The organism is Streptomyces sp. NPDC039424 (assembly GCF_055639495.1).
Map to the genome: position 1 here is coordinate 77994 of NZ_JBVKAI010000009.1, position 20025 is coordinate 98018.

Below are 20025 nucleotides of genomic sequence, written 5' to 3' on the forward strand. Positions count from 1 at the left end.
TCCCTAGATGGCATCAAGCGGCTGGATCGCGGGGCGGAAGAAGCGGGTCGGATCGCTCCGATCAGCGTTGTGCGGGAGGGCGCGGAGCCCTTCGAGTATCTTTCGGCGCGGCCCTATCGCCGCCCTATCGCTGGACGATCGCCCACCGCGAAGAGCCCACCGCGAAGAGCCCGCCGCGGGTGCCGAGACAGGCTCCGGGCGGGCTCTTTTCCGTAACGTGCTCCCTCACCGCTACGTCGTGTCGAGGCTCTTCTCCTCCTCCCGCCCGGCGGGAGCCGGTGCGGGAACGCGTGCCATCTCGTTCCATTGCGGGAGCAGCCCCGGCACCACGACGGCGACCAGATACACCCCTCCGGCCGTGAGCAGCACCGGTGCCAGTCCGACGGCGGTGATCATCGAACCGGCGAGGATTCCGCCGAGGGGCATGCCCGCCCAGGCGGCGGCTTCCGCCAGGGAACTCACCCGGCCCAGCAGTTCACGCGGAATCCGCTCGACGAAGACGGCACTGAGGATCGGATTGATGAAGCCCGATCCGAAACCGCCGACCAGGGTGGTACCGATCACCAGCCACAAAGGCGCGCCCAGTGCCAGCGCGACGAGGCGCGGTACCCCGCCGAGGAAGAAACCGAGCAGGAATGCCAGTCTTCGGGGCACGTGCTCGCCGTAGAGCGCCGCCAGGACCGCGGCGAGGGCTGCCGTCACGGAGAAGGCCGATCCGATCAGGCCGAGTTCGAAAGCCCCGTGACCGTGGTCGTGTATCCACACGGGAAGCAGGACCGCGCTGTACGCGGAGTCGATCATGTTCGTCACGCTGATCATCGCGACCAGCGACCGCACCATGGGGCTGGACACGATGAACGACCAGCCGCCGCGTAATTGGCTGAGATACGCCTCCTGTTCGGCGGCCTCGGCCGGCCGCTCGCGACCCGGGGCGCAGAGGGCGACGGTGATCGCGCACACCAGGAAGGACGCCGCGTCCACCAGCAGCGCGTTGACCGGCCCGGTCACCCCGATGACCGCGCCCGCCATGGCGGGCGCGACGATCATCGCGGTCCGCTCGGTGGCGCTCACCAGCCCCGTGACCCGCTCCAGCGGCAGTCCGGTCGCGTCCGCGATGTCCGGAGCCAGGGTGAACTTCGAGGTGTCGGCCGGCCCCCTGGTCACCCCGGCGACGGCGACGAGCACCAGCAGGACGGGGAAGGTCAGCGCGCCGGTCACGTGCAGCAGGGGCAGGAGGGCGACCGTGGCCGCACTGCAGAGGTCGGCGTAGCAGCTGACGCGGCGCGAGCCGAGGCGGTCGATGACCGGACCGCAGGCCGCTTTGGCGATGACGAGCGGGGTCAGTTCCGCCGCGGCCACGATGCCGGTCTTGGTGGCGGAGCCCGTGGTGGTCAGCACGAGCCAGGGGATGGCGATGGCGGTGAGCCGCGTACCGGCCACCGAGAGCGCGTTCGCCGCCAGGACGGGCAGCAGCGTCGATGTGCCGCCTTTCGGTCCGGCTTTCATGCCGCCGCTGCCCGGGAGTCGATCAGCTGGGCCATGCCCGCGGGGGTCGGGTTGAAGTAGAAGTCCCGGGGGGAGATGTCGATGCCGAACTCACGGTGGAGCTCCGCGATGATCTTCACGCCGAGCAGCGAGTGCCCGCCCAGTTCGAAGAAGTCGTCGTCCGCGCCGATGCCCTCGACGCCGAAGTGGTCGGCCCAGAGGTTCACCACGGCCTGTTCGGCCGGCGAGGCCGGGGCGCGGTACTCGCTCATCAGCTGCGGGTTCCTGCCCTTGGTCCGGGCCGCCAGCACGGCGCCGTCCACCTTGCCGTTGGCGGTCAGCGGGAAGGCGTCGAGGACGGTGATCAGCGACGGCACGGCGTAGGACGGGAGTACATCGGCGAGCGACCGGCGCAGTTCCATGAGCGTCGTGTGCCGGTGGTCCTTGCGCAGCACGACGGCGGCGTGGACGGTGTGGCCGCCGGTCGCGGTCGCGGCCTTGGTGACGTGGTACTGGGCGACGGCGGGCAGGCCCGCGAACGCGGCCTCGATCTCCCCCAGTTCGATCCGGAACCCCCTGATCTTGACCTGGCGGTCGGCCCTTCCCAGGAACTCGATCTCCGGCTCGGTTCGCCGCACGATGTCGCCGGTGCGGTACATACGGGCGCCGTGCCCGTCCGGGTCGGGCACGAACTTCTCGGCAGTGAGCGCCGGCCGGCCCAGATAACCGTGGGCCAGCCCCAGGCCGCTCGTGTACAACTCGCCCGTCCCGCCCGGGGCGACAGGCCTCAGGTCGGCGTCCAGCACCTTGACCGTGGTGCCGTTGATGGGCTGGCCGATGGGCACGGAGGGGGTGCGGATCGGGCTGTCGAAGGCGTGGCAGCAGGTGTAGGTGGTGTTCTCGGTGGGACCGTAGCCGTTGACCACTACGGTGCCGGGGAGGGCCGCGACCGCGCGGTTGGAGTGGTCGACGGACAGGACGTCACCACCGGTCAGCAGGTACTTCACCTTCTTCAGGTCGTCGAGCCCGTAGTCCACGACCTGGTGCAGCAGACCCGTCGTCAGCAGCAGCACGGTGATGCCCGAGGCCCGGATGAATCCGGTGATCTCCGCGAGGGAGAGGTCCCCGGCGGGGGCGACGACCAGCCGCGCCCCGTTGAGCAGCGCGCCCCAGATCTCGTACGTCGAGGCGTCGAAGGCCACCGGGGCGATCTGGAGGAGGACGTCGTCGGGGGTGATCTCGGCGAAGTCCGGGTCGACGACGAGCCGCACCACGCCCCGGTGCGGGACCATCACGCCCTTGGGGGTCCCGGTCGACCCCGAGGTGTAGGCCACATAGGCCAGATCCTCGCCGGAGGCGTTCTCCACGGCCCGCGTGGACGAGGCCCGGTCGTCGACGAGTACGGTGGCGATGTCGTCGGGGAGGTCACCGGCCGGCTCGCGCTGCGTGATCACCAGGCGCACCTTCGAGTCGCGCAGCATGAACTCGGTGCGGGCGGCGGGGTAGCGGGTGTCCAGGGCCAGATAGGCGGCCCCGGCCGTGAGCACCGCCAGCAGGGCGACGATGCCGTCGGCCGATCGCGTGGTGAGGACGCCGACGACGTCACCCGCGCGCACGCCCCGCTCGACGAGCCGCCCCGCGAGACGGTCGGCCCGGGCCTTGAGCTCGGCGTAGGTCAGGGATCCGCGCTCGTCGCTCAGGGCCTCCCGGTCGCCGAACTTCTCGCAGCACCAGCGGAACCGGGCCATGATACTGAGGTCATTCATTGTCGCTCCTCTGGCAGCTTGAGTCGCATGTGGGTGGCGGCTTCGCGCCGCGAGCCGCGGGTGGCACGAGGCCGGAGCGCCGCGCTCATCGCCAGCCCGCGCGGGCGGCCGGTGTCAGCCCGTACAGACGCCACCGATCGGCGCCCTCCGCACCGCTGAAGTGGACCGGTGTGCCGGAGCCGCCATGGCGGTCGGCGACGATGTCGCGGGCGAAGGAGAAGGCGGCCTCCTCGGGCGTCCGGGCGCCGAGGCCGATCGGCGAGCGCAGCCGGGTGAGTTCGAGCTCCGTCGTGCCGGCCTCCCGCAGCCGCTGCAGGGGCGGGCTGATGGCGCCGACGTGGGCCACCGGCAGTTTCAGGGCGCGGGTCAGCACGGGCACGTCGAAGGTGTCATCATGGGTGAGGACGCACAGGACCGTCCGGCCGTCGGTGCGGGTCGAGTCGAGGTAGTGGTGCGGCCGGTCGACCACGATCTCGTCCGCCTCCGGGAAACGGCCGCGGGTGGCGAACGCCGGGCGGGCGTCGCACACGGTGACGTGGTAGCCGAGGGACTTGCCGATGCGGACCAGTGCCGAGGCGGGGTCGATCGCCCCGAACACGATCATGCGGGGCGCCGGCACGCAGGACTCGACCAGGAGCACGACCGGCTGCCGGTCGCGGCTTCCGTCCGCCTCGATCACCACGCTTCGCGTGCGGCCCAGGGCCAGCAGCGCCGCCGCCTCGCGGGCCGCGGTCGCGTCCAGCGCGGCGCCCTCGCCGAGGGTCCCGTCGTACGCACCGTCAGCCCGTACCAGCAGCGCCCGGCCGAGCAGGCCGGCCGGGCCTTCGGTGACCCGTGCGACCGCCACGGACTCTCCCGCTGCCGCCGCGGCGACGCATGCGGCGACGATCGGCCGGGCCGGGTCCGTCAGGCGCACGGGAGTCACCAGGATGTCGATGACGCCGTCGCCGGAGTCGCCGAAGCGCTCCAGCACGGTCTCGCCCGTTTCGAGCGCCTTCCGGCACAGGACGTGGGCGGCGTCTTCCGCACCCGCGCCGGGCAGGCTGCCGAGCGCGGTGCCGTCGGTGTCGACCGCGAGCGCCGCGCCGGGCTGCCGGGGGGCGGGCCCGTCGACGGCCACGACCGTGGCGAGGGCGAAGTCACGTCCCTGTCCGCACCATTGATGCAGTTCGGCGGCGATGTCGAACATGCTGTGTCAACTCCGCTCAGGAGGGGCTGTCAGCCGGGGACGGTGGGTGCCACCTGGGCCATGGGCAGGGGGACGTGCGGGGAGAAGATGTCCTCCAGCGCGTCGAGCGACGGCACGTCCCTGATCAGCGCCCGGTCCCGGTCGCTCGTCATCCCCTCGCGCACCGCCAGATCGACCCAGGCGAGCAGACCGTCGAAGAAGCCGCCGTGGTTGAGGACGAACACCGGCTTGGTGTGCAGGCCCAGCTTGGCCCACGTGGCGATCTCCATCAGCTCGTCGGCCGTGCCCAGTCCGCCGGGCAGCGCGACGAAGGCGTCCGCGAGCTGGTACATCAGGGCTTTGCGCTCATGCATGGTGCCGACCACCATCACCTCGACCCCCGCGGGCTCCCTGCCCTCCAGGCTCAGCAGGTGATGGGGCACCACACCGGTGACGTACGAGCCGGAGCGCAGGGCGGCCTCGGCCACGGCGCCCATCAGCCCCGTCCCCCCACCGCCGTACACCAGGCCGATCCGCCGGCGCCCGAGCCAGCGGCCGGTCTCCCGCGCGAGGTCGAGGTACTCCTCCTTGGCCGGGCGCGCGCCGCAGAACACACTGACTCTCCGAAAACCGGCCATCAGCACTCCGAATGGATCGCGAGGGGCCTCGAACGGGACGATTCGATCTCCACCAGGAGATCGAGCAGCACCTGGGCCCCGAGGATGAGGTGTTCGTCGGGCGTCCGCTCCACGGGCGAGTGGCTGATGCCCGCGGTGCTGGGGACGAAGATCATGCCGGTGGGCACCCTGGTGCTCAGCGCCGAGGCGTCGTGCCCGGCGTAGCTCATCAGGCGCCCCGCCGACGGGGCGTGCCGGACGCACACCTCGTGGATCCGGTCGACGTAGCTGTCGTCGAAGCGCACCACGGGTTTGTGCGACAGCCGGGACAGCTCCACGGAGCAGCCCTGCTCGGCACCGATCCGCCGGACGAGCGCCTGGGTCCGCTCCACCGCGCGCAGCAGCGACAGCTCCGACTGGGCACGGAACTCCACCGTCAGATGCGCCTCCCCCGGCACCACGTTCGGCGCGCCCGGATACAGCTGCATCGCACCGACGTTGACCACCATGGACTCGTCGACCTCGTACGCCGTCTCCCACAGATACGCGGCGATCTTGGAGACCGCGCGTCCCGCGTCGGCGCGTACGTTCATCGGGGTGGTTCCGGCGTGGTTGGCCTGGCCCCGGACCACCAGCAGATAGCGGTCGATCCCGACGATGCCCTCCACCGCCGCCAGCGTCCTGCCCTGTTCCTCCAGCCGGGGCCCCTGCTCGATGTGGAGCTCGATGAAGCCGCTGATCTCCTCGATGTGCCCGGACTCCACCAGTGCGCTGGAGCCGACCAGTCCGCCGTTCGACGTGGGCAGGACGCCTTCCTCGTCCCAGAAGCCGACCGCCTCGATCGCCGCCGCCGCCGGATGGCCGGACTCGTGCAGGGTCCTGAGCACTTCGACGGCCGCGATGGCGCCGTACGCGCCGTCCAGCCGGCCGCCGACCGGCACGGTGTCCGTGTGCGATCCCGTCAGCAGCCAGGGCCCGGTCGATCCCGCCTGCCGTCCGAAGACGTTGCCGACCTCGTCCGTCCAGGCGTACAGCCCGGCGGCGGAGATCCGGTCCGCCAGCCAGACCCGCGAGGCCAGGTCGGCGGCCGAGCCCGCCACCCGGTCCACGCCACCGTCCTCCCGCCCGCCGAAGGTGGCGAGCTTCTCCAGGTCGTCGAGGAGGCGACGCTCTGAGATCCGCAGTGAGTTCACGACACTGCCTCCAATCAACTCAAGACGTTGCCGTCGCCGACCCGCAGAGCGCGTGTGCGCCGGTGGTCGATGTGCACGAACGCGCGTTGCAGCCAGCGGTCCTCGCCGTCGTAGCGCGGCACGAAGGCCGACCGTCCGTGCATGGTGATCCGGTTGTCCACGACGACCAGGTCGCCCGCGGCGAGCACCAGGTCCGTCTGCACGGTCTCGATGGCCTGCCGGAGTTCGGCCATCGCCGCGGCGGCACGGGCGTCGAGCGGATGGGTGTTGGCGAAGTCGACCCGGATGTCGGGGTCTTCGTCCGCCCCGTACAGCACCGCGTGCACCGGGTCCCGGCCGGCCGCGAACGAGGGCGGCGGGGTGGACCGGAAGCGGGGTTCGGCCAGGACGGTGCGGTGCTCCGGCCCGACCAGGGGCAGGGCCTCGCGTATCGACGCGATCCGCAGTCCGGCCCGGCCTTCGTGGTCGTTGCGCAGGCACAGCAGCGACACGAAGTCCGGCCGGTGCTCCAGGTGCACGTTCTCCACATGCATCTGCAGCGGCCGGGACCCGGCGTTGCTCTGCTGGAACTCCTGGCCCGGCACGGGCACCACGTTCTGCACCAGCGCCCCCGCCTTCTCCCGGCGGAAGGCGATCATCTCGCCCAATTGCAGCACGCTGAGCGCCAGCAGGGCGGCCGACGGGGTCGCGTCGCGTTCCACGGACCCGGCCTCGATGGGGGTCGGCCGGTCCGGCCGGACCGGCAGCCCGCTGATCCGCAGGCAGCCCCGGGGGCCGGGATCGCTGCGGAAGCGCCGGAGCTCCTCCAGCAGGCGGCCCGGCAGACAGCAGGAGTGATCGCGTGCGGCGGCGAGCCACTTGGGGTGGTCGACCAGCCGTGGCGGAGTCTCGGCGAGGCGCTTGACGAGCCGCTCGACGTCCGCCCGCTCGGCCTCGTCGAGCACGAGTGCGCCCGATTCGGCTATGTGGATGTCCAGGCTTACAGCCACGGTCTTTGTGCCCTCTCTTGATCCGATTGAGCAAGGTGGGCCGACGGCGGGGCGGTTACCTCGGTCGGCGTGCCGGGCGTGACGTCAGGACGGCTGGTCCGGCCCCCGGCCATGTATGTAGCCGTAGAGGTGCATGTAGCGGTGGATGCCTTCCATCCACGCGAGTTCGGGGCCGGTACGGGACGCGGTCCGGGTGAGCCGTGCGATGACCTCGGCCCCGTCGGCGCTGTTCGTCGCGATGGCCAGGCCCTGGCCCGACCGCACGCCGACCACGGCCATCACGACCGTGCCCTTGGTCGATCCCGAATGCCCGAACCACTGGCCGTGGCGGTCGGTCATCATGCCGAGCCCGTAGTCGAAGTCCGCATGGCCGGTGAGCATGTCGCGGGCCGGCCCGGTGCCGAGCACCCCGGGGCCGAGCCCGAGCGCCGCCGTACGCACCGACAGCATCAGCCGGGCCAAGTCCACCGGGGTGGACCACAGTCCGCCCGCGGCCTGCTCCAGGATGACGCGCCGACCGCCGTCGAGGGGCCGCCCGTCCGCGTCGTGGCCCCAGGCCACCGGCACTTCGGCCCGTGCGGGATGGTCCTGGGCGAAGCTGCTGTCCACCAGTCCGAGCGGCTCCAGGACCAGCCGCCGGGCCAGCTCGTCGAACGGCTCGCCGGTGAGATCGGTGAGCACCTGCTGCAGTACGGCGAAGTTGGCGGCCGAATAGCTGGTGAGCCCGGCGAACAGCGGGTCCACGACCAGGGCCGGTTTCTCGCTGGGCACCCGCCGCTCCAGTACGTCGCCCAGGGCCGGCACCGGTGTCTCGGGGTGGAAGTCGGTGAAGCCGTGGATGGGCAGTCCCGCGCTGTGGCTGAGCAGCTGCCGAACGGTGATCCGGGCCTCGTCCCCGTGGATGTCACGGATGCGCAGGGTGCGCAGGTACGTTGCGATGTCCGCGTCGAGGTCGAGCCGCCCCTGGGTCGCCAGGGCGAGCGCGACGGTGGCCGCCGCAGTCTTGCTCGCCGACCCGGCCTGGAAGGCGGTGCGTTCGCCGACGGCCGTGCCGGAACCGGCCCGTGTCTCACCCAGCTGCCAGGTGCCGGAGATCTCCCCGCCGTCGATCAGGGCGACGCTGACGGCGGGAATGCCGCGGGCGGCCAGCAGCTCCCGGATCCCGTCGTCCGGCCCCAGTCGGAGCCGGCTCCTCTTCGAGCCGCGCGCCGCCGCCCGGACCCGCGCCGTCCAGTCCCCGGCCCGCGCCGGTCCCGCCGCCTTCGCCGCGTCGAGGGCGGCGGCGAGCTCCGACACCGTCTGATGGGTCATCGCCATCCGCGGAGTGAGCATCAGGCCGGTCAGCTTGGCCTGGGCGACCATCCGGACGACCGTGATCGAGTCGCCGCCGAGGCGGGTGAACTCGTCGTGCACGCCCACCCGTTCCCGGTCCAGGACCTGGGCCCAGATCGCCGCCAGCACATGCTCCGTCGTGCTGCGCGGTGGCACGTACCCCGCGGCCATGGCCGCCGACTCGGCCGCCTCCGGCGACGGGAGCGCTTTCCGGTCGACCTTGCCCGCCGGGCTCAGCGGCATCGTGTCGAGCTCGACGAAGACCGCGGGCACCATGTACTCGGGCAGCGCGGCGGAGAGATGGGCACGCAGTGTCGGCGGTGCGGGCCGCGCGCCGGGGGCCGCCACCACGTAGGCCACCAGCCGCCGGATGCCCGGGGTGTCCTCACGGGCGGTCACGACGGCCTCGCTGACCTCCGGGTGGGTGAGGAGCACGGCCTCGATCTCGCCGAGTTCGATCCGGTAGCCCCTGATCTTGACCTGGTTGTCGACGCGGCCGAGGAACTCCAGCTCGCCGTCGGGGCGGCGGCGGGCCAGGTCGCCGGTGCGGTAGAACCGGGCTCCCGGGCCGGGGGCGTACGGGTCCGGGAGGAAGCGTTCGGCGGTGAGCGCCGCCTTGCCCAGGTAGCCGCGGGCGACACCGGTCCCGCCGATGTACAGCTCGCCGGCCACCCCGACCGGCACCGGCTGGAGCGCGGCGTCCAGCACGTACATCCGGGTGTTGGCGATGGGGTGGCCGATGGGCACGGGTACCGACGGGTCGAAGTCCTCGGGGATCACGTGGACCGAGCAGCCCACGACCGTTTCGGTGGGCCCGTACTCGTTGATGATCCGGGCGCCGGGGGCCACGCTCCGCCAGGCCGCCACGGTCTCCGGCTTGACCTCGTCGGCGCCGACGACGAACGTGCGGACCGAGTCCACCGCCCCGTCGGCGCCGATCAGTGAGCGCAGGACGTCCAGATGCGCCGGGGTGATCTTCAGCAGGCTGTAGTCGGCCCGCCCGGTGAGCAGCCGGGCCAGCGTCTCGGGCCGCTGCTCCGGGGGGAGCACGGTGACGCTGCGCCCGCCGATCAGCGGCAGGAAGAAGTTCGGGACGGACAGGTCGAACGCGACCGAGCCGAGCATGATCGCCCCGTCGGCGCCGTCCAGCCCGTACCCCTCGACCGCCCAGAGCAGGTAGTTCACCAGCCCCTCGTGGCTGATCAGCACGCCCTTCGGCCGTCCGGTGGAACCCGAGGTGTACAGGGCGTACACCAGGTTGGCGGGCGTCAGATCCCGCCGTGGCGGTGTGCACGGCGCGGCGGCGATCCGCTCGGCGTCGGCGTCCAGGCACAGCACCGTCCCGTCGTAGGGCGCGAAGCGGTCCCGCAGGGAGTCCTGCGTGATCAGCACGTCGGCCTTCGTGTCGTCGAGGATGTAGCGGGAGCGGTCGGCGGGGTGGGCGGGGTCGATCGGTACGTACGCACCTCCCGCCTTCGCCACGGCCAGCAGGGCGGTCAGGATGTCCGGGCCGGAGCGCAGGCTGACGGCGACGAAGCTCTCCGCGCCCACGCCGTGCCCGGCGAGTACGTGTGCGAGCCGGTTCGCGCGCGCGTCGAGCTCGCGGAAGGCGGTCGTGCGCCCGTCGGTGTCCAGGATCGCGACCGCGTCCGGCGTGCGGCGGACCTGCTCCTCGAAGAGGTCGGGCAGGGTCGCCGCGGGGTGGTCGGTCGCCGTCCGGTTGCGGGCGAAGAGCTCCAGCTCGCGGTCGCCGTCCGCCAGCCAGGCGGCCGTCGCGTCGCCCTCCGGGTCACGGACCATCGCCTCCAGCACCGCGCGGTACATGGCGCCGAGGCGTTCCCGGTTCTCGGCGGACACGTCCTGCGGGCGGCTGATCAGGGCGAGCAGCCCGGGATGCGAGGTCACGGAGAGCCCGAACTCGTTCGGGCTGTCGTCGATGCTGGTCTCGACGTCGATGAGCCCGGTGTCCAGCACATGGAAGTCGAGGTAGTTGAAGTACACGTCGGCCAGTCGCCGGCCACCGGCGAACTCGCGCTGCATCTGGCCGAGCGGGAACCGGCGGTGCGGCCACAGCCCGATCTCGGTCTCGAACACCTGCCGGACCAGTTCGGTCCAGGTCCGCGCGCCCCGCTCGAAGGGGAACGGCACGGTGTTGATGTACAGCCCGTACACCTTGTCCGCGCCCGCCACCTCGGGACGGGTGTCGCAGACCAGGCCGCTGGAGAAGGCCTGCTCGCCGGTGAGCATGCTCATCACCTTCAGATGCGCCGCGTGCATCACGCTCTTCAGCGGTACGTCCGCGTGCTTGGCCAGCGCCTTCAGCCCGTCCTGGAGGTCCCTGAACCAGACATGGGTCTGCTGGATCGATCCGGGGGGCTCGGTGCTGGAGCCCCAGGCGCTCGGCAGCGTGAACTTCGGGTGCGCCGCCACGGACGCCCGCCAGTGTTCGCGGGAGGCCTGCGAGGCCAGCGCCCTGCGCTCCAGCGCCACGAAGTCGGCGAAGCGGACCGCCGGAAGCGGCTGCGGCTCCCCGGCCGTGCCCGCGTACAGGGCGCGGTAGCGGTTCAGCACCTCCATGATCATGGAGCTGAAGCTCCAGCCTTCGAGGATGGGATGGAACTCGGTGAAGGTCAGCCACCAGCCACCCCGGTAGCTGCGGGTGAAGAACCGCAGCAGCGGGGGCTTGTCGAGCTCGAAGGGCCGACCGCGCTCGCGGGCCATCAGGGCCCGCAGTTCGGTCTCCTGCTCGTCCGCGGGCAGATGGGAGAAGTCGCGGCTGTCCACCGTGACCCGGGCGTCGGGGTGGACGAGCTGGATCGGCTCCGAGTAGCCGTCGAGGTCCATCGACGTGCGAAGGATCTCGTGGCGGGCCACCACATGGTCCACCGCGGCCTGGAACTTCTGCGCCGAGAACGGCTGGGGGTCGCGGATACGGAACGAGGTCACATTGTGGTAGTTGCCCTCGCCTCCCGCCGCGTGCATCTCGAACAGCATGCCGAGCTGTACGTGGCTGAGCGGATAGGCGTCGCGTACGCCTTCCGGGACCCGCTCGCGGTCGGCCTCGGTCAGCAGCTCGAAGGGGGCGACCAGCGGGGCGTCCAGGCGCTGAGGGCCGCGCTCGCCGAGAACGGCGGCGAGCCGGGCGACCGTACGGTGCTCGAAGACGTCCCGTACCGAGACGTCGAAGCCGTCCCCGCGCAGGGCGCCGACCAGCGCCACGGCGCGGATGGAGTCGCCGCCCAGCTCGAAGAAGCTGTCGTGCGCGCCGATCGCCTCGGTGCCGAGGACGGTGCGCAGACGCGCCGCCAGCTCGGACTCGGTGCCCGGCCGCGGTGCCACGAACTCCGAGCTGAGCCGCGCCCCTCGGCCGGGGGCGGGCAGCGCGCGGCGGTCGACCTTCCCGTTGCTGGTCAGCGGGATCTCGTCCAGCCGGACGACCGCGGCGGGGATCATGTAGGCGGGCAGCCGTTCGGCCAGGAAGCCGAGCAGGTCGGCGCCCGGGTCGTCGGTCACCGCGTAGGCGACCAGTTCGGTGCCGGACGGTCCGTCGGTGCGGCTGGTGACCACCGAGGCGTGGACGGCCGGGTGCTCGTCGAGCGCGTTCTGCACCTCACCGGGCTCGACCCGGTAGCCGCGGATCTTGACCTGGGTGTCGCGGCGCCCGACGAAGTCCATGTGGCCGCCCGGCAGCATCCGGGCGAGGTCGCCCGTGCGGTACAGGCGTCCGCCGGGGACGGCCGAGAACGGGTCCGGGAGGAACTTCTCGGCGCTCGGCCCGGGCCGGCCGCGGTAGCCGCGGGCCACGCCCACGCCGCCGACGTACACCTCGCCGACCACGCCGGTCGCCACCGGCCGGAGCTGCTCGTCGAGCACATAGGCCGTGGTGTTGGGGATGGGGCTGCCGAGCGGGACCAGGTCGGTGCCGATCGGGCCCGGGATCTCCTGGCAGGAGTTGCCGACGGTGATCTCGGTCGGGCCGTACTCGGAGGCCAGCCGGGCGCCGTCGACGCGCCAGCGCTCCACGAGGGTGCTGGTGAAGCTGTCGCCCGCCGCGATCACCATGGCCGCCACCGATGCGCGCTGTTCCGCGTCCAGTTGCCCGGCCAGCAGCTCCAGATGTCCGGGGGCGAGCTTGAGGAAGCTCAGCGGGCGGGCGTCGAGCAGCAGCCGGCCGAGGTCGGCCAGGTCGAACTCGGCGGGAAGCAGGGTGACGGGCCGGCCCAGCAGCAGGCCGGTGTAGAGGTTCGGCACCACCAGGTCGAAGGCCACCGAGGAGAACAGGGCGGTGCCGCCCGGCGCCCGCGCGTACGTCTCGGCGCTCCACAGCAGGTAGTTGACCAGGCCGCGGTGGGTGACCTCGACGCCCTTGGGGCGTCCGGTGGTGCCGGAGGTGTAGATGACGTAGGCCAGGCTGTCGGGGTCGATGCCGACGCCCGGGTCCGTGGCCGGGTAGCCGTCGAGTCGTACGGTGTCCACGAGGACCGTCGTACGGTCCTCGGCGGGCGCGAGGTCGGCGGCCCGCGCGGAGGTGCTGAGGACCAGCCGGGCGCCCGCGTCGGCGAGGACGTGGGCGGTGCGGTCGGCGGGGTGGGTGGGGTCGACGGGCACGTACGCGGCGCCCGACTTGAGCACCGCGAGCAGTGCGACCACCAGCTCGGGGCATCGGTCCAGATGGACGCCGACCACGGACTCCGGGCCGGCGCCGAGCGAGATGAGATGCCGGGCGAGCCGGGCGGCCCGCTGCTCGAGCTCGCCGAAGGTCAGCCTGCGCTCACCGGCGACGACGGCCACGGCGGCCGGGTCCTGCGCCGCGATGAGCGTGTGCACGGCGTCCCAACGGCGGTCCTCGGCGGTGTCGTTGGGGGCGACGACGAAGCGGTGCAGCTCGTCGTCGGTGAGGTACTCCAGCGCGGCGACCGGGCGGTCCGGGTCGGTCGCGGCGCTGTCCAGCAGCCGCAGGAAGTGCGCGGCGACCCGGGCGGCGGTGTCCGGGTCGAACAGCTCGGCGGAATACTCCAGTACGGCGTCCAGCGGGCCGTCGGGCGCGTCGACGATCTGGAGGTTCAGGTCGAACTTGGCGGTGGTCCAGGAGGTCTCCACGGCCTCGGCCCGCACCCCGGGCAGCTCCGGGCCGCTCGCGCCGGTGTTCTGGTAGCCGAACATGGCCTGCACCAGCGGGGTGCGGGAGAGATCGCGTCCCGGGTCCAGTTCGTTCACCAGCCACTCGAACGGGACCTCCTGGTGGTCGAAGGCGTCGAGCACGGCGAGCCGGTTGTCCCGCAGCAGTCCGGCGAAGGACTGGTCGCCGGACCAGCGCGCCCGCATCACCAGGGTGTTGACGAAGAAGCCGATCAGGTTCTGCAGCTCCGGCCGCAGCCGGTTGCCGACCGGCGCCCCGACCGCGATGTCCGTGCGTCCGGTGTAGCGGCCGAGCAGCGCCTGGAAGGCGGTGAGCAGCACGACGAACGGCGTGGTGCCGTGCTCCTGGGCGAGGGCGCGTACCGAGTCGGCCGTCGCCGCGGGGACGGCGAACCGGTGGGCCCCGCCCCTGGAGGTGCGCACGTCCGGCCTGGGCCGGTCCGCGGGCAGCTCCAGCGGCGTGATCCCGGCCAGCCGGTCCTTCCAGTAGGCGGTCGCGGCCGCCATCTCGCCCTCGTCGAAGCGTCGGCGCTGCCATGCGGCGTAGTCGGCGTACCGCAGCCGCTGCTCGGGCAGTTCGGCCGGTCCGGTGCCGGTCTCCTCCCGGTAGAGAGCGCTCAGTTCGGACCAGAACAGCGACTCGGACCAGCCGTCGAAGGCGATGTGGTGGAAGACCACCACGAGGAGGTGCCGGTCGTCGGCCAGGCGCAGCAGGTGGATCCGGGCGCTGGTCCCCTCGGCCACGGCCAGCGGCTGGGCGGCGAGCTGTCCGGCCAGCTCCTCGGCCGCCCGCTCCTGATCGGGAGTGGCGCTGAGATCGGTCGTCTCCAGCCGCGGGCCGTCGGCGGCGATCTCCTGTACGGGCTCCTCGCCGGCCAGCCGGTAGCGGGTGCGCAGGATGTGGTGCCGCTGGACGAGCCTGCTCCAGGCTCGGGCCAGGGCGCCGGTGTCCAGCTCCCCGGTGAGCCGCAGCACCATCGGCACCAGGTTGTCGGCGGCCAGATGGTCGAGGCGGTCCAGGAACCACAGCCTGCGCTGACCGAAGGAGAGCGGCAGCCCGGCCGAGGAGGCCAGCCGCGGGATGGTCGTCTGCGACCGCTCGGCACCGGCCAGCCGGCGCCGCAGCAGCTGCTGCCGGCGGTCTTCGATCTCAGTGCTCATCTCGGTCCTCTTCATCCGAAGTGGTCAGCCGGTTCAGCTCGGCCTCGGACATCTCGGCGATGTCCGCCCGGATCCGCTCTTCGACGAGCCGGGCGAGGCCGGCGACGGTGGGGTGCTCGAAGACACTCCGGAGCGGCAGCCTGATCCCGTAGTCGGTCTCGATCGCCGCGACGAGCCGCGACGCGAGCACCGAGTCGCCGCCCAGCTGGAAGAAGGTGCGGTGGACGTCCGGCGTCACGTCGTAACCGAGCAGGTGCGACCACGTCCTCGTCAGCCCCCGCGCCAGTTCCCCCCGCGGTCCCGCGTCGCCGTCCGCCGCCTCCTCCGGGGCGGCCGGCAGGGCCGCGGAGTCGACCTTGCCGTTGGCGTTCAGGGGGATCTTGTCGATCAGCACCAGGGCGCCGGGCACCATGGGCTCCGGCAGCAGGCCGGCGCAGTGCTCCAGCAGCTCGGCGGGTGCGGGGTGGTGGCCGGGGGCGGGGACCGCGTAGGCGACGAGCCGGCTGGTGGCGCCCTTGCTCTCGACCCGCACCAGCGCGTCGCTGACCTCGGGCCGCGAGGTCAGTACGCCGACGATCTCGCCCGGTTCGATCCGGTAGCCGCGCAGCTTGATCTGCTCGTCGAGGCGGCCCAGGAACTCGACGTTGCCATCGGGGAGGAGCCGGGCCCGGTCGCCGGTGCGGTACAGCCGGCGCCCGGGTTCGGCGGAGAACGGGTCCGGGACGAACTTCTCGGCGGTCAGCGCGGGCCGGTTGCGGTAGCCGCGGGCGACACCGGTGCCGCCGATGTGGAGCTCGCCGGGCACGCCGATCGGAGCCGGGTTCCCCTGGCCGTCGAGCACGTACATGGTGGTGTTGGGGATGGGTGTGCCGATCGGCAGTACCTCCGGCTGCTCGGCGCTCTCGATCGGGTAGGTGGAGTTGGCCACCGAGATCTCGGTGGGGCCGTACTCGTTCAGCAGGCGCGGGCCGTCGGGTCCGGCCTTGTGCAGCCACCGGTGGAGCACCGCGGCCGGGAAGGCGTCGGCGCCGACCGCCAGCGTCCCCGCGATACCCGCGGCCTGCTCGGGGGTGAGCTGGGCGCTCAGCAGATCGAGATGTCCGGGCGTCAGCTTGATGAACGAGAACGGCGCGGCGGCGGCGAGCAGCCGGCCCAGGTCGGCCGGGTCGAAGCCGGGTGGCAGCAACACCACCGGCTCCCCCATGAGCAGCGCCGTGTAGAGGTCCGGCACCACCATGTCGTAAGCGGTGGACGAGAACAGCGGGGTGCCGCCGCGGCCGGAGCCGGCATAGCCCTCCACGGTCCACATCAGATAGTTCCGCAGGCCCCGGTGGTCGACCAGGACGCCCTTGGGCCGGCCGGTCGAGCCGGAGGTGTAGATCACGTAGGCCAGCGAGTCCGGGTCCGTGGCGGTGGCCGCGAAGGGCGGTTGTGCGGCGAGTTCGGCCCGCTCGGCGGGGGCGTCCAGGACGAGCGGTACCACCGAGTGCAGCAGACCGGCGTGGGCGGCGTCCGTGATCGCGTAGCGCGCACCGGAGTCGGTCAGCATGTACACGAGCCGCTCGGTGGGGAAGTCCGGGTCCAGCGGCACATACGCCGCGCCCGCCTTCCACACCGCGAGGAACGACACCACCAGGTCGGTGCCGCGTTCCAGGCAGACGCCGACCACCGACTCCGGCCCCACGCCGAGGCCGCGCAGCCGCGAGGCGAGCCGGTCGCTGCGGTCCGCGAGCTCGGCGTAGGTGAGGTCGCCCGTGTCGCAGAGGAGAGCCGGCGCGTCCGGGGTGGCCGCCGCCTGCCGGGCGATCAGCTCGGGTACGCAGAGCTCGGGGCGGGCCGCGGTGAGGTGGTTCCGGCTCCGCAGCACCGTCTCCCGCTCCTTCTCCGGCAGGATGGGCAGGTCGTGCAGGCGGGCCTGCGGGTCGGCTCCGATGCTCGCCAGCAGCTGGGTGAAGTGCTCGGACAGCCGGTGGGCGGTCTCGGTGTCGAACAGGGCGGTCGAGTACTCCAGTACGGCCAGGCAGGAGCGGTCGGGCTGGATCTGGACGACCAGGTTGAGGTCTGCCTTCGACCCCGTCCAGGCGTCGAGCAGCATCCCGGTGTCCCGCCTGCCGCCGTCGACCGAGGTGACGCCGTCGTCGTGGAGGTCGAAGAGGACCTGGGCCAGTACGTTGCGGGACTGATCGCGCTCCGGGGCGAGTTCGCGGACCAGCTGTGCGAGGGGCACCTCCTGCGCGTCCTGGGCTTCCGCGACCGTCCGGCGGACCCGGTCGAGCAGTTCGGTGAACCCGGGGTCGCCCGCGGCGTCGCAGCGCATGACCACGGTGTTGAGGAAGCAGCCGAGGACACCCTCGGTCTCCTCCCGCAGCCGGCCGGCCAGGGGGGTGCCGATCGGGATGTCGGTTTGCCCGCTGTAGCGGGAGAGCAGGGTGGCGTAGACGGCGAGCAGCGTCGCGTACGGTGTCGCGCCCCGCTGCCAGCCGGCTTCGAGCACCGGCCGCATGATCACGGCGGGGATCTCGAACTCGAAGGCCGCGCCGCGGGTGTCCCGGATCGGGGGGCGGGGGCGGTCGGTCGGCAGGTCGAGCGTGGGCAGACCGGCCAGTTGGCGGCGCCAGTACGCCAGTTGCTCTTCGAGGGCGCCGCCGCCGACCCGTTCGCGCTGCCACACCGCGAAGTCCGCGTACTGCACGGACATCTCCGGCAGCAGGGGCTCGCGGCGCGTCTGACGGGCGGCGATCAGCTCGTCGAGCTCGCGTCGCAGCACGACCATCGACCAGCCGTCGGAGGCGATGTGGTGGAAGGTCAGCAGCAGGGCGTCCGCGCCGTCTTCGACCCGGACGAGCAGGGCCCGCCAGACCGGACCGGCGGCGAGGTCGAAGCCGCGGGCGACCTCGCGGCCCACCGTCGCGGGCAGCTCGTGCTCGGGTACCCGGACCACGCCGAGTTCGACCGGGCGGTCCTTGTCGATGATCTGGCACACGTCGCCGTTGACGGACCGGTAGCGGGTGCGCAGGATCTCGTGCCGCGCGGCGAGGTCGCGCAGCGCGCCCTCGATGATCACGGCGGGGATCCGGTCCTCCGCGAGCCGGATGATGATCGGCATCGTGTATTCGGTGCCGCCCGGGTTCAGCTGGTCGAGGATCCACAGGTCCTGCTGGGCGAAGGAGAGCGGCAGCGGCCGGTCGCGGGGCACGGGTTCGACGACTGCCGTCGGCAGGGTGACCCGGCCGATCAGCCGGGCCTGCTCGGCCGGTGTCGCGGCGTTGAAGAGCCGGCGCACCTGCACCGTCCGGCCGGAGATCTTGCGTAGTCGCATCGCCACCCGCAGCAGCAGCAGCGAATACCCGCCGAGCTGGAAGAAGTTGTCGTCCAAGCCGATCCGCTCGGCGCCCAGCACCTCCTGCCAGATCTCGACGACCTGGATCTCCTCAGGTGTCTTCGGGGCACGGTACGGGGCGCGCCGGGGGTCCGCCGTGAGGGTGAGCGCCGCCCGGTCGATCTTCCCGTTGGCCGTCAGGGGCAGCTCGTCGACCTGCTGGAAGACGGACGGCACATGCGAGTCGGGCAGCCGGGCGCGCAGATAACCGCGCAGCTCGTCGTGGTCGGGCGGCCCCTTGACGAAGGCCACCAGCCGCAGACCGCCGCAGCGATCGGGGGCCACGGTGACCGCTGCCGCCTCCACCCGGGGGTGGGCGGCCAGCAGCGCCTCGACGCCCTCCGGTTCGATCCGTACGCCGCCCAGCTTGACCTGGTTGTCGATCCGGCCGGCGAACTCCAGATCGCCGTGCACACCGGTCCGCGCCAGATCGCCCGTGCGGTACAGCCGGGCGCCGGGCGGGCCGGCCGGGTCGGGCCGGAAGCGGTCCGCCGTCAGCCCCGGGGCGCCGAGATAGCCGCGGCCCACGCACTCGCCGCCCAGATGGATCTCGCCGGTCTCGGCGCTGTCGCCGTCCCTGTCGAGCAGGACGATCCGCACGTTGTCGATCGGGCCGCCGAGCGGAACCGCGCCGGGGGCGGTGGACGGCTCGTACGGATGGTCGGTGACGCCGATGGCGCACTCGGCCGGGCCGTAGACGTTCCAGACCCTGGTGCCGAGGACCGTCAGGGCGCGGGCGCACAGGTCGCTGGTCAGCGCCTCGCCCGCCGAGGTGAGCCAGCGCAGGGTGGTGACCTGTGCCGCCTCCGGCTGGTCGAGCAGCAACTGCAGTATCGAGGGGACCAGTTCGAGCGCGGTGATCCGCTGTTCGCGCATGAACTGGAGCAGCCCGACCGGGTCGCGCTCGACGCCGTCGGGGGCGAGCACCAGGGTGGCGCCGCAGACCAGCGGCAGGAAGATCTGGAAGACGATCGGGTCGAACCCGGCGTTCGTCGCCGACAGCAGCCGGTCGCCGGGACCGACCTCGTGTCGGCGCACCGCGTCCCACAGCCGGTTCGCCAGGCCCCGGTGGGTGTTGACCACGCCCTTGGGCGTACCGGTCGAGCCCGAGGTGAAGGCGACGTACGCCGCGTTGTCGGGATGGACCGCGGTAAGCGGCCGGGCGGGCTTCGCCGGCAGCGTGTCGGGCCCGATCACCGACCACGGGCCCTCGAGGGGTTCGGTGGAGATCAGCACCTGGGCGCGGGCCGTGGTGAGCATACCGGTCCGGCGCTCCACCGGATGATCCGCGTCCAGCAGCAGGAAGGCGCCTCCGGAGGACGCCACGGCCAGCATGGCCACCGCCAGCCGGGCCGAGCGCGGCAGCTGGATGCCGACCATCGCCTCCGGGCCCACCCCGAGTTCACGCAGCCGCACTGCCAAGGCGTGCACGCGGTCGCCGGTCTCGCGGTAGCTGAGGGCCTCGGCCCCGTCGCTGACGGCCATGGCGTCCGGGGTCAGGGCGACCTGACGCCAGAACAGCTCCGGCAGCAGCGGCTCCGCGATGTGCGGCACGCTCGGCACGGCGGCTTCAACGGTCATGAGCCGACTTCCTGCGCCATGCGCAGACGAAGGCTCAGCGGACGCATATCGGTCCAGACCTCCTCGATGTGCGCGAGGCAGACCTCGCGCGTGCCGCTGACGCCCTCGCTGCTCCACCCCGCGGGGAGTTCGCGGCCCAGCGGCCAGATCGAGTACTGCAGCTCGTGGTTGACCACGACCCGGAAGAGCTCGGAATTCGACTCGGACACTTCTGC

9 protein-coding genes are annotated in these 20025 nt (G+C 72.3%); all 9 read right to left on the minus strand.

Translation table 11 applies throughout. The annotated features are described in order from the left end of the window. Positions 1-231: 231 nt before the first annotated feature. The 9 genes from ACZ7L0_RS23050 to ACZ7L0_RS23090 all read right to left on the minus strand — a co-directional run bounded on the left by ACZ7L0_RS23050 (position 232) and on the right by ACZ7L0_RS23090 (position 20019). Positions 232-1506 (minus strand): MFS transporter, encoded by a 1275-nt coding sequence (locus tag ACZ7L0_RS23050; protein ID WP_471244394.1) that lies wholly within the window; start codon positions 1504-1506, stop codon positions 232-234. After that, positions 1503-3251: an amino acid adenylation domain-containing protein gene (locus tag ACZ7L0_RS23055; protein ID WP_471244395.1), complete on the minus strand. Its 1749-nt coding sequence runs from the start codon at positions 3249-3251 to the stop codon at positions 1503-1505. The genes ACZ7L0_RS23050 and ACZ7L0_RS23055 overlap by 4 nt, the downstream gene beginning before the upstream one ends. 85 nt (positions 3252-3336) lie before the next feature. Further along, positions 3337-4440, minus strand: a complete 1104-nt coding sequence (locus ACZ7L0_RS23060; protein ID WP_471244396.1) for an XdhC family protein — start codon at positions 4438-4440, stop codon at positions 3337-3339. A gap of 29 nt (positions 4441-4469) precedes the next feature. Then, a complete protein-coding gene (locus tag ACZ7L0_RS23065; protein ID WP_471244397.1) occupies positions 4470-5033 on the minus strand; it encodes an LOG family protein in 564 nt (187 codons plus the stop codon). Between the two features lie 23 nt (positions 5034-5056). Then, positions 5057-6229 carry a M20/M25/M40 family metallo-hydrolase gene (locus ACZ7L0_RS23070; RefSeq protein ID WP_471244398.1) on the minus strand — a complete coding sequence of 391 codons (1173 nt, stop codon included), beginning with the start codon at positions 6227-6229 and terminating at the stop codon, positions 5057-5059. Between the two features lie 14 nt (positions 6230-6243). Further along, the gene (locus ACZ7L0_RS23075) at positions 6244-7218 is read right to left on the minus strand and encodes a TauD/TfdA family dioxygenase (RefSeq protein WP_471244399.1); all 975 of its coding nucleotides are present in this window, start codon (positions 7216-7218) and stop codon (positions 6244-6246) included. An 84-nt stretch (positions 7219-7302) separates the two neighbouring features. Further along, positions 7303-14850 carry an amino acid adenylation domain-containing protein gene (locus ACZ7L0_RS23080; protein ID WP_471244400.1) on the minus strand — a complete coding sequence of 2516 codons (7548 nt, stop codon included), beginning with the start codon at positions 14848-14850 and terminating at the stop codon, positions 7303-7305. Beyond that, positions 14840-19810: an amino acid adenylation domain-containing protein gene (locus ACZ7L0_RS23085; RefSeq protein ID WP_471244401.1), complete on the minus strand. Its 4971-nt coding sequence runs from the start codon at positions 19808-19810 to the stop codon at positions 14840-14842. The genes ACZ7L0_RS23080 and ACZ7L0_RS23085 overlap by 11 nt, the downstream gene beginning before the upstream one ends. Further along, entirely contained in the window at positions 19807-20019 is a 213-nt protein-coding gene (locus ACZ7L0_RS23090) for an MbtH family protein (protein WP_471244402.1), read from the minus strand. Before ACZ7L0_RS23090 ends, ACZ7L0_RS23085 begins: the two co-directional genes overlap by 4 nt. Positions 20020-20025 lie beyond the last annotated feature (6 nt).

Bases quoted from the DNA above. Each gene is read 5' to 3' on its own strand.
- ACZ7L0_RS23060 (WP_471244396.1), bottom strand. From the start codon at position 4,440: ATGTTCGACATCGCCGCCGAACTGCATCAATGGTGCGGACAGGGACGT.
- ACZ7L0_RS23080 (WP_471244400.1), bottom strand. From the start codon at position 14,850: ATGAGCACTGAGATCGAAGACCGCCGGCAGCAGCTGCTGCGGCGCCGG.
- ACZ7L0_RS23050 (WP_471244394.1), bottom strand. From the start codon at position 1,506: ATGAAAGCCGGACCGAAAGGCGGCACATCGACGCTGCTGCCCGTCCTG.
- ACZ7L0_RS23055 (WP_471244395.1), bottom strand. From the start codon at position 3,251: ATGAATGACCTCAGTATCATGGCCCGGTTCCGCTGGTGCTGCGAGAAG.
- ACZ7L0_RS23085 (WP_471244401.1), bottom strand. From the start codon at position 19,810: ATGACCGTTGAAGCCGCCGTGCCGAGCGTGCCGCACATCGCGGAGCCG.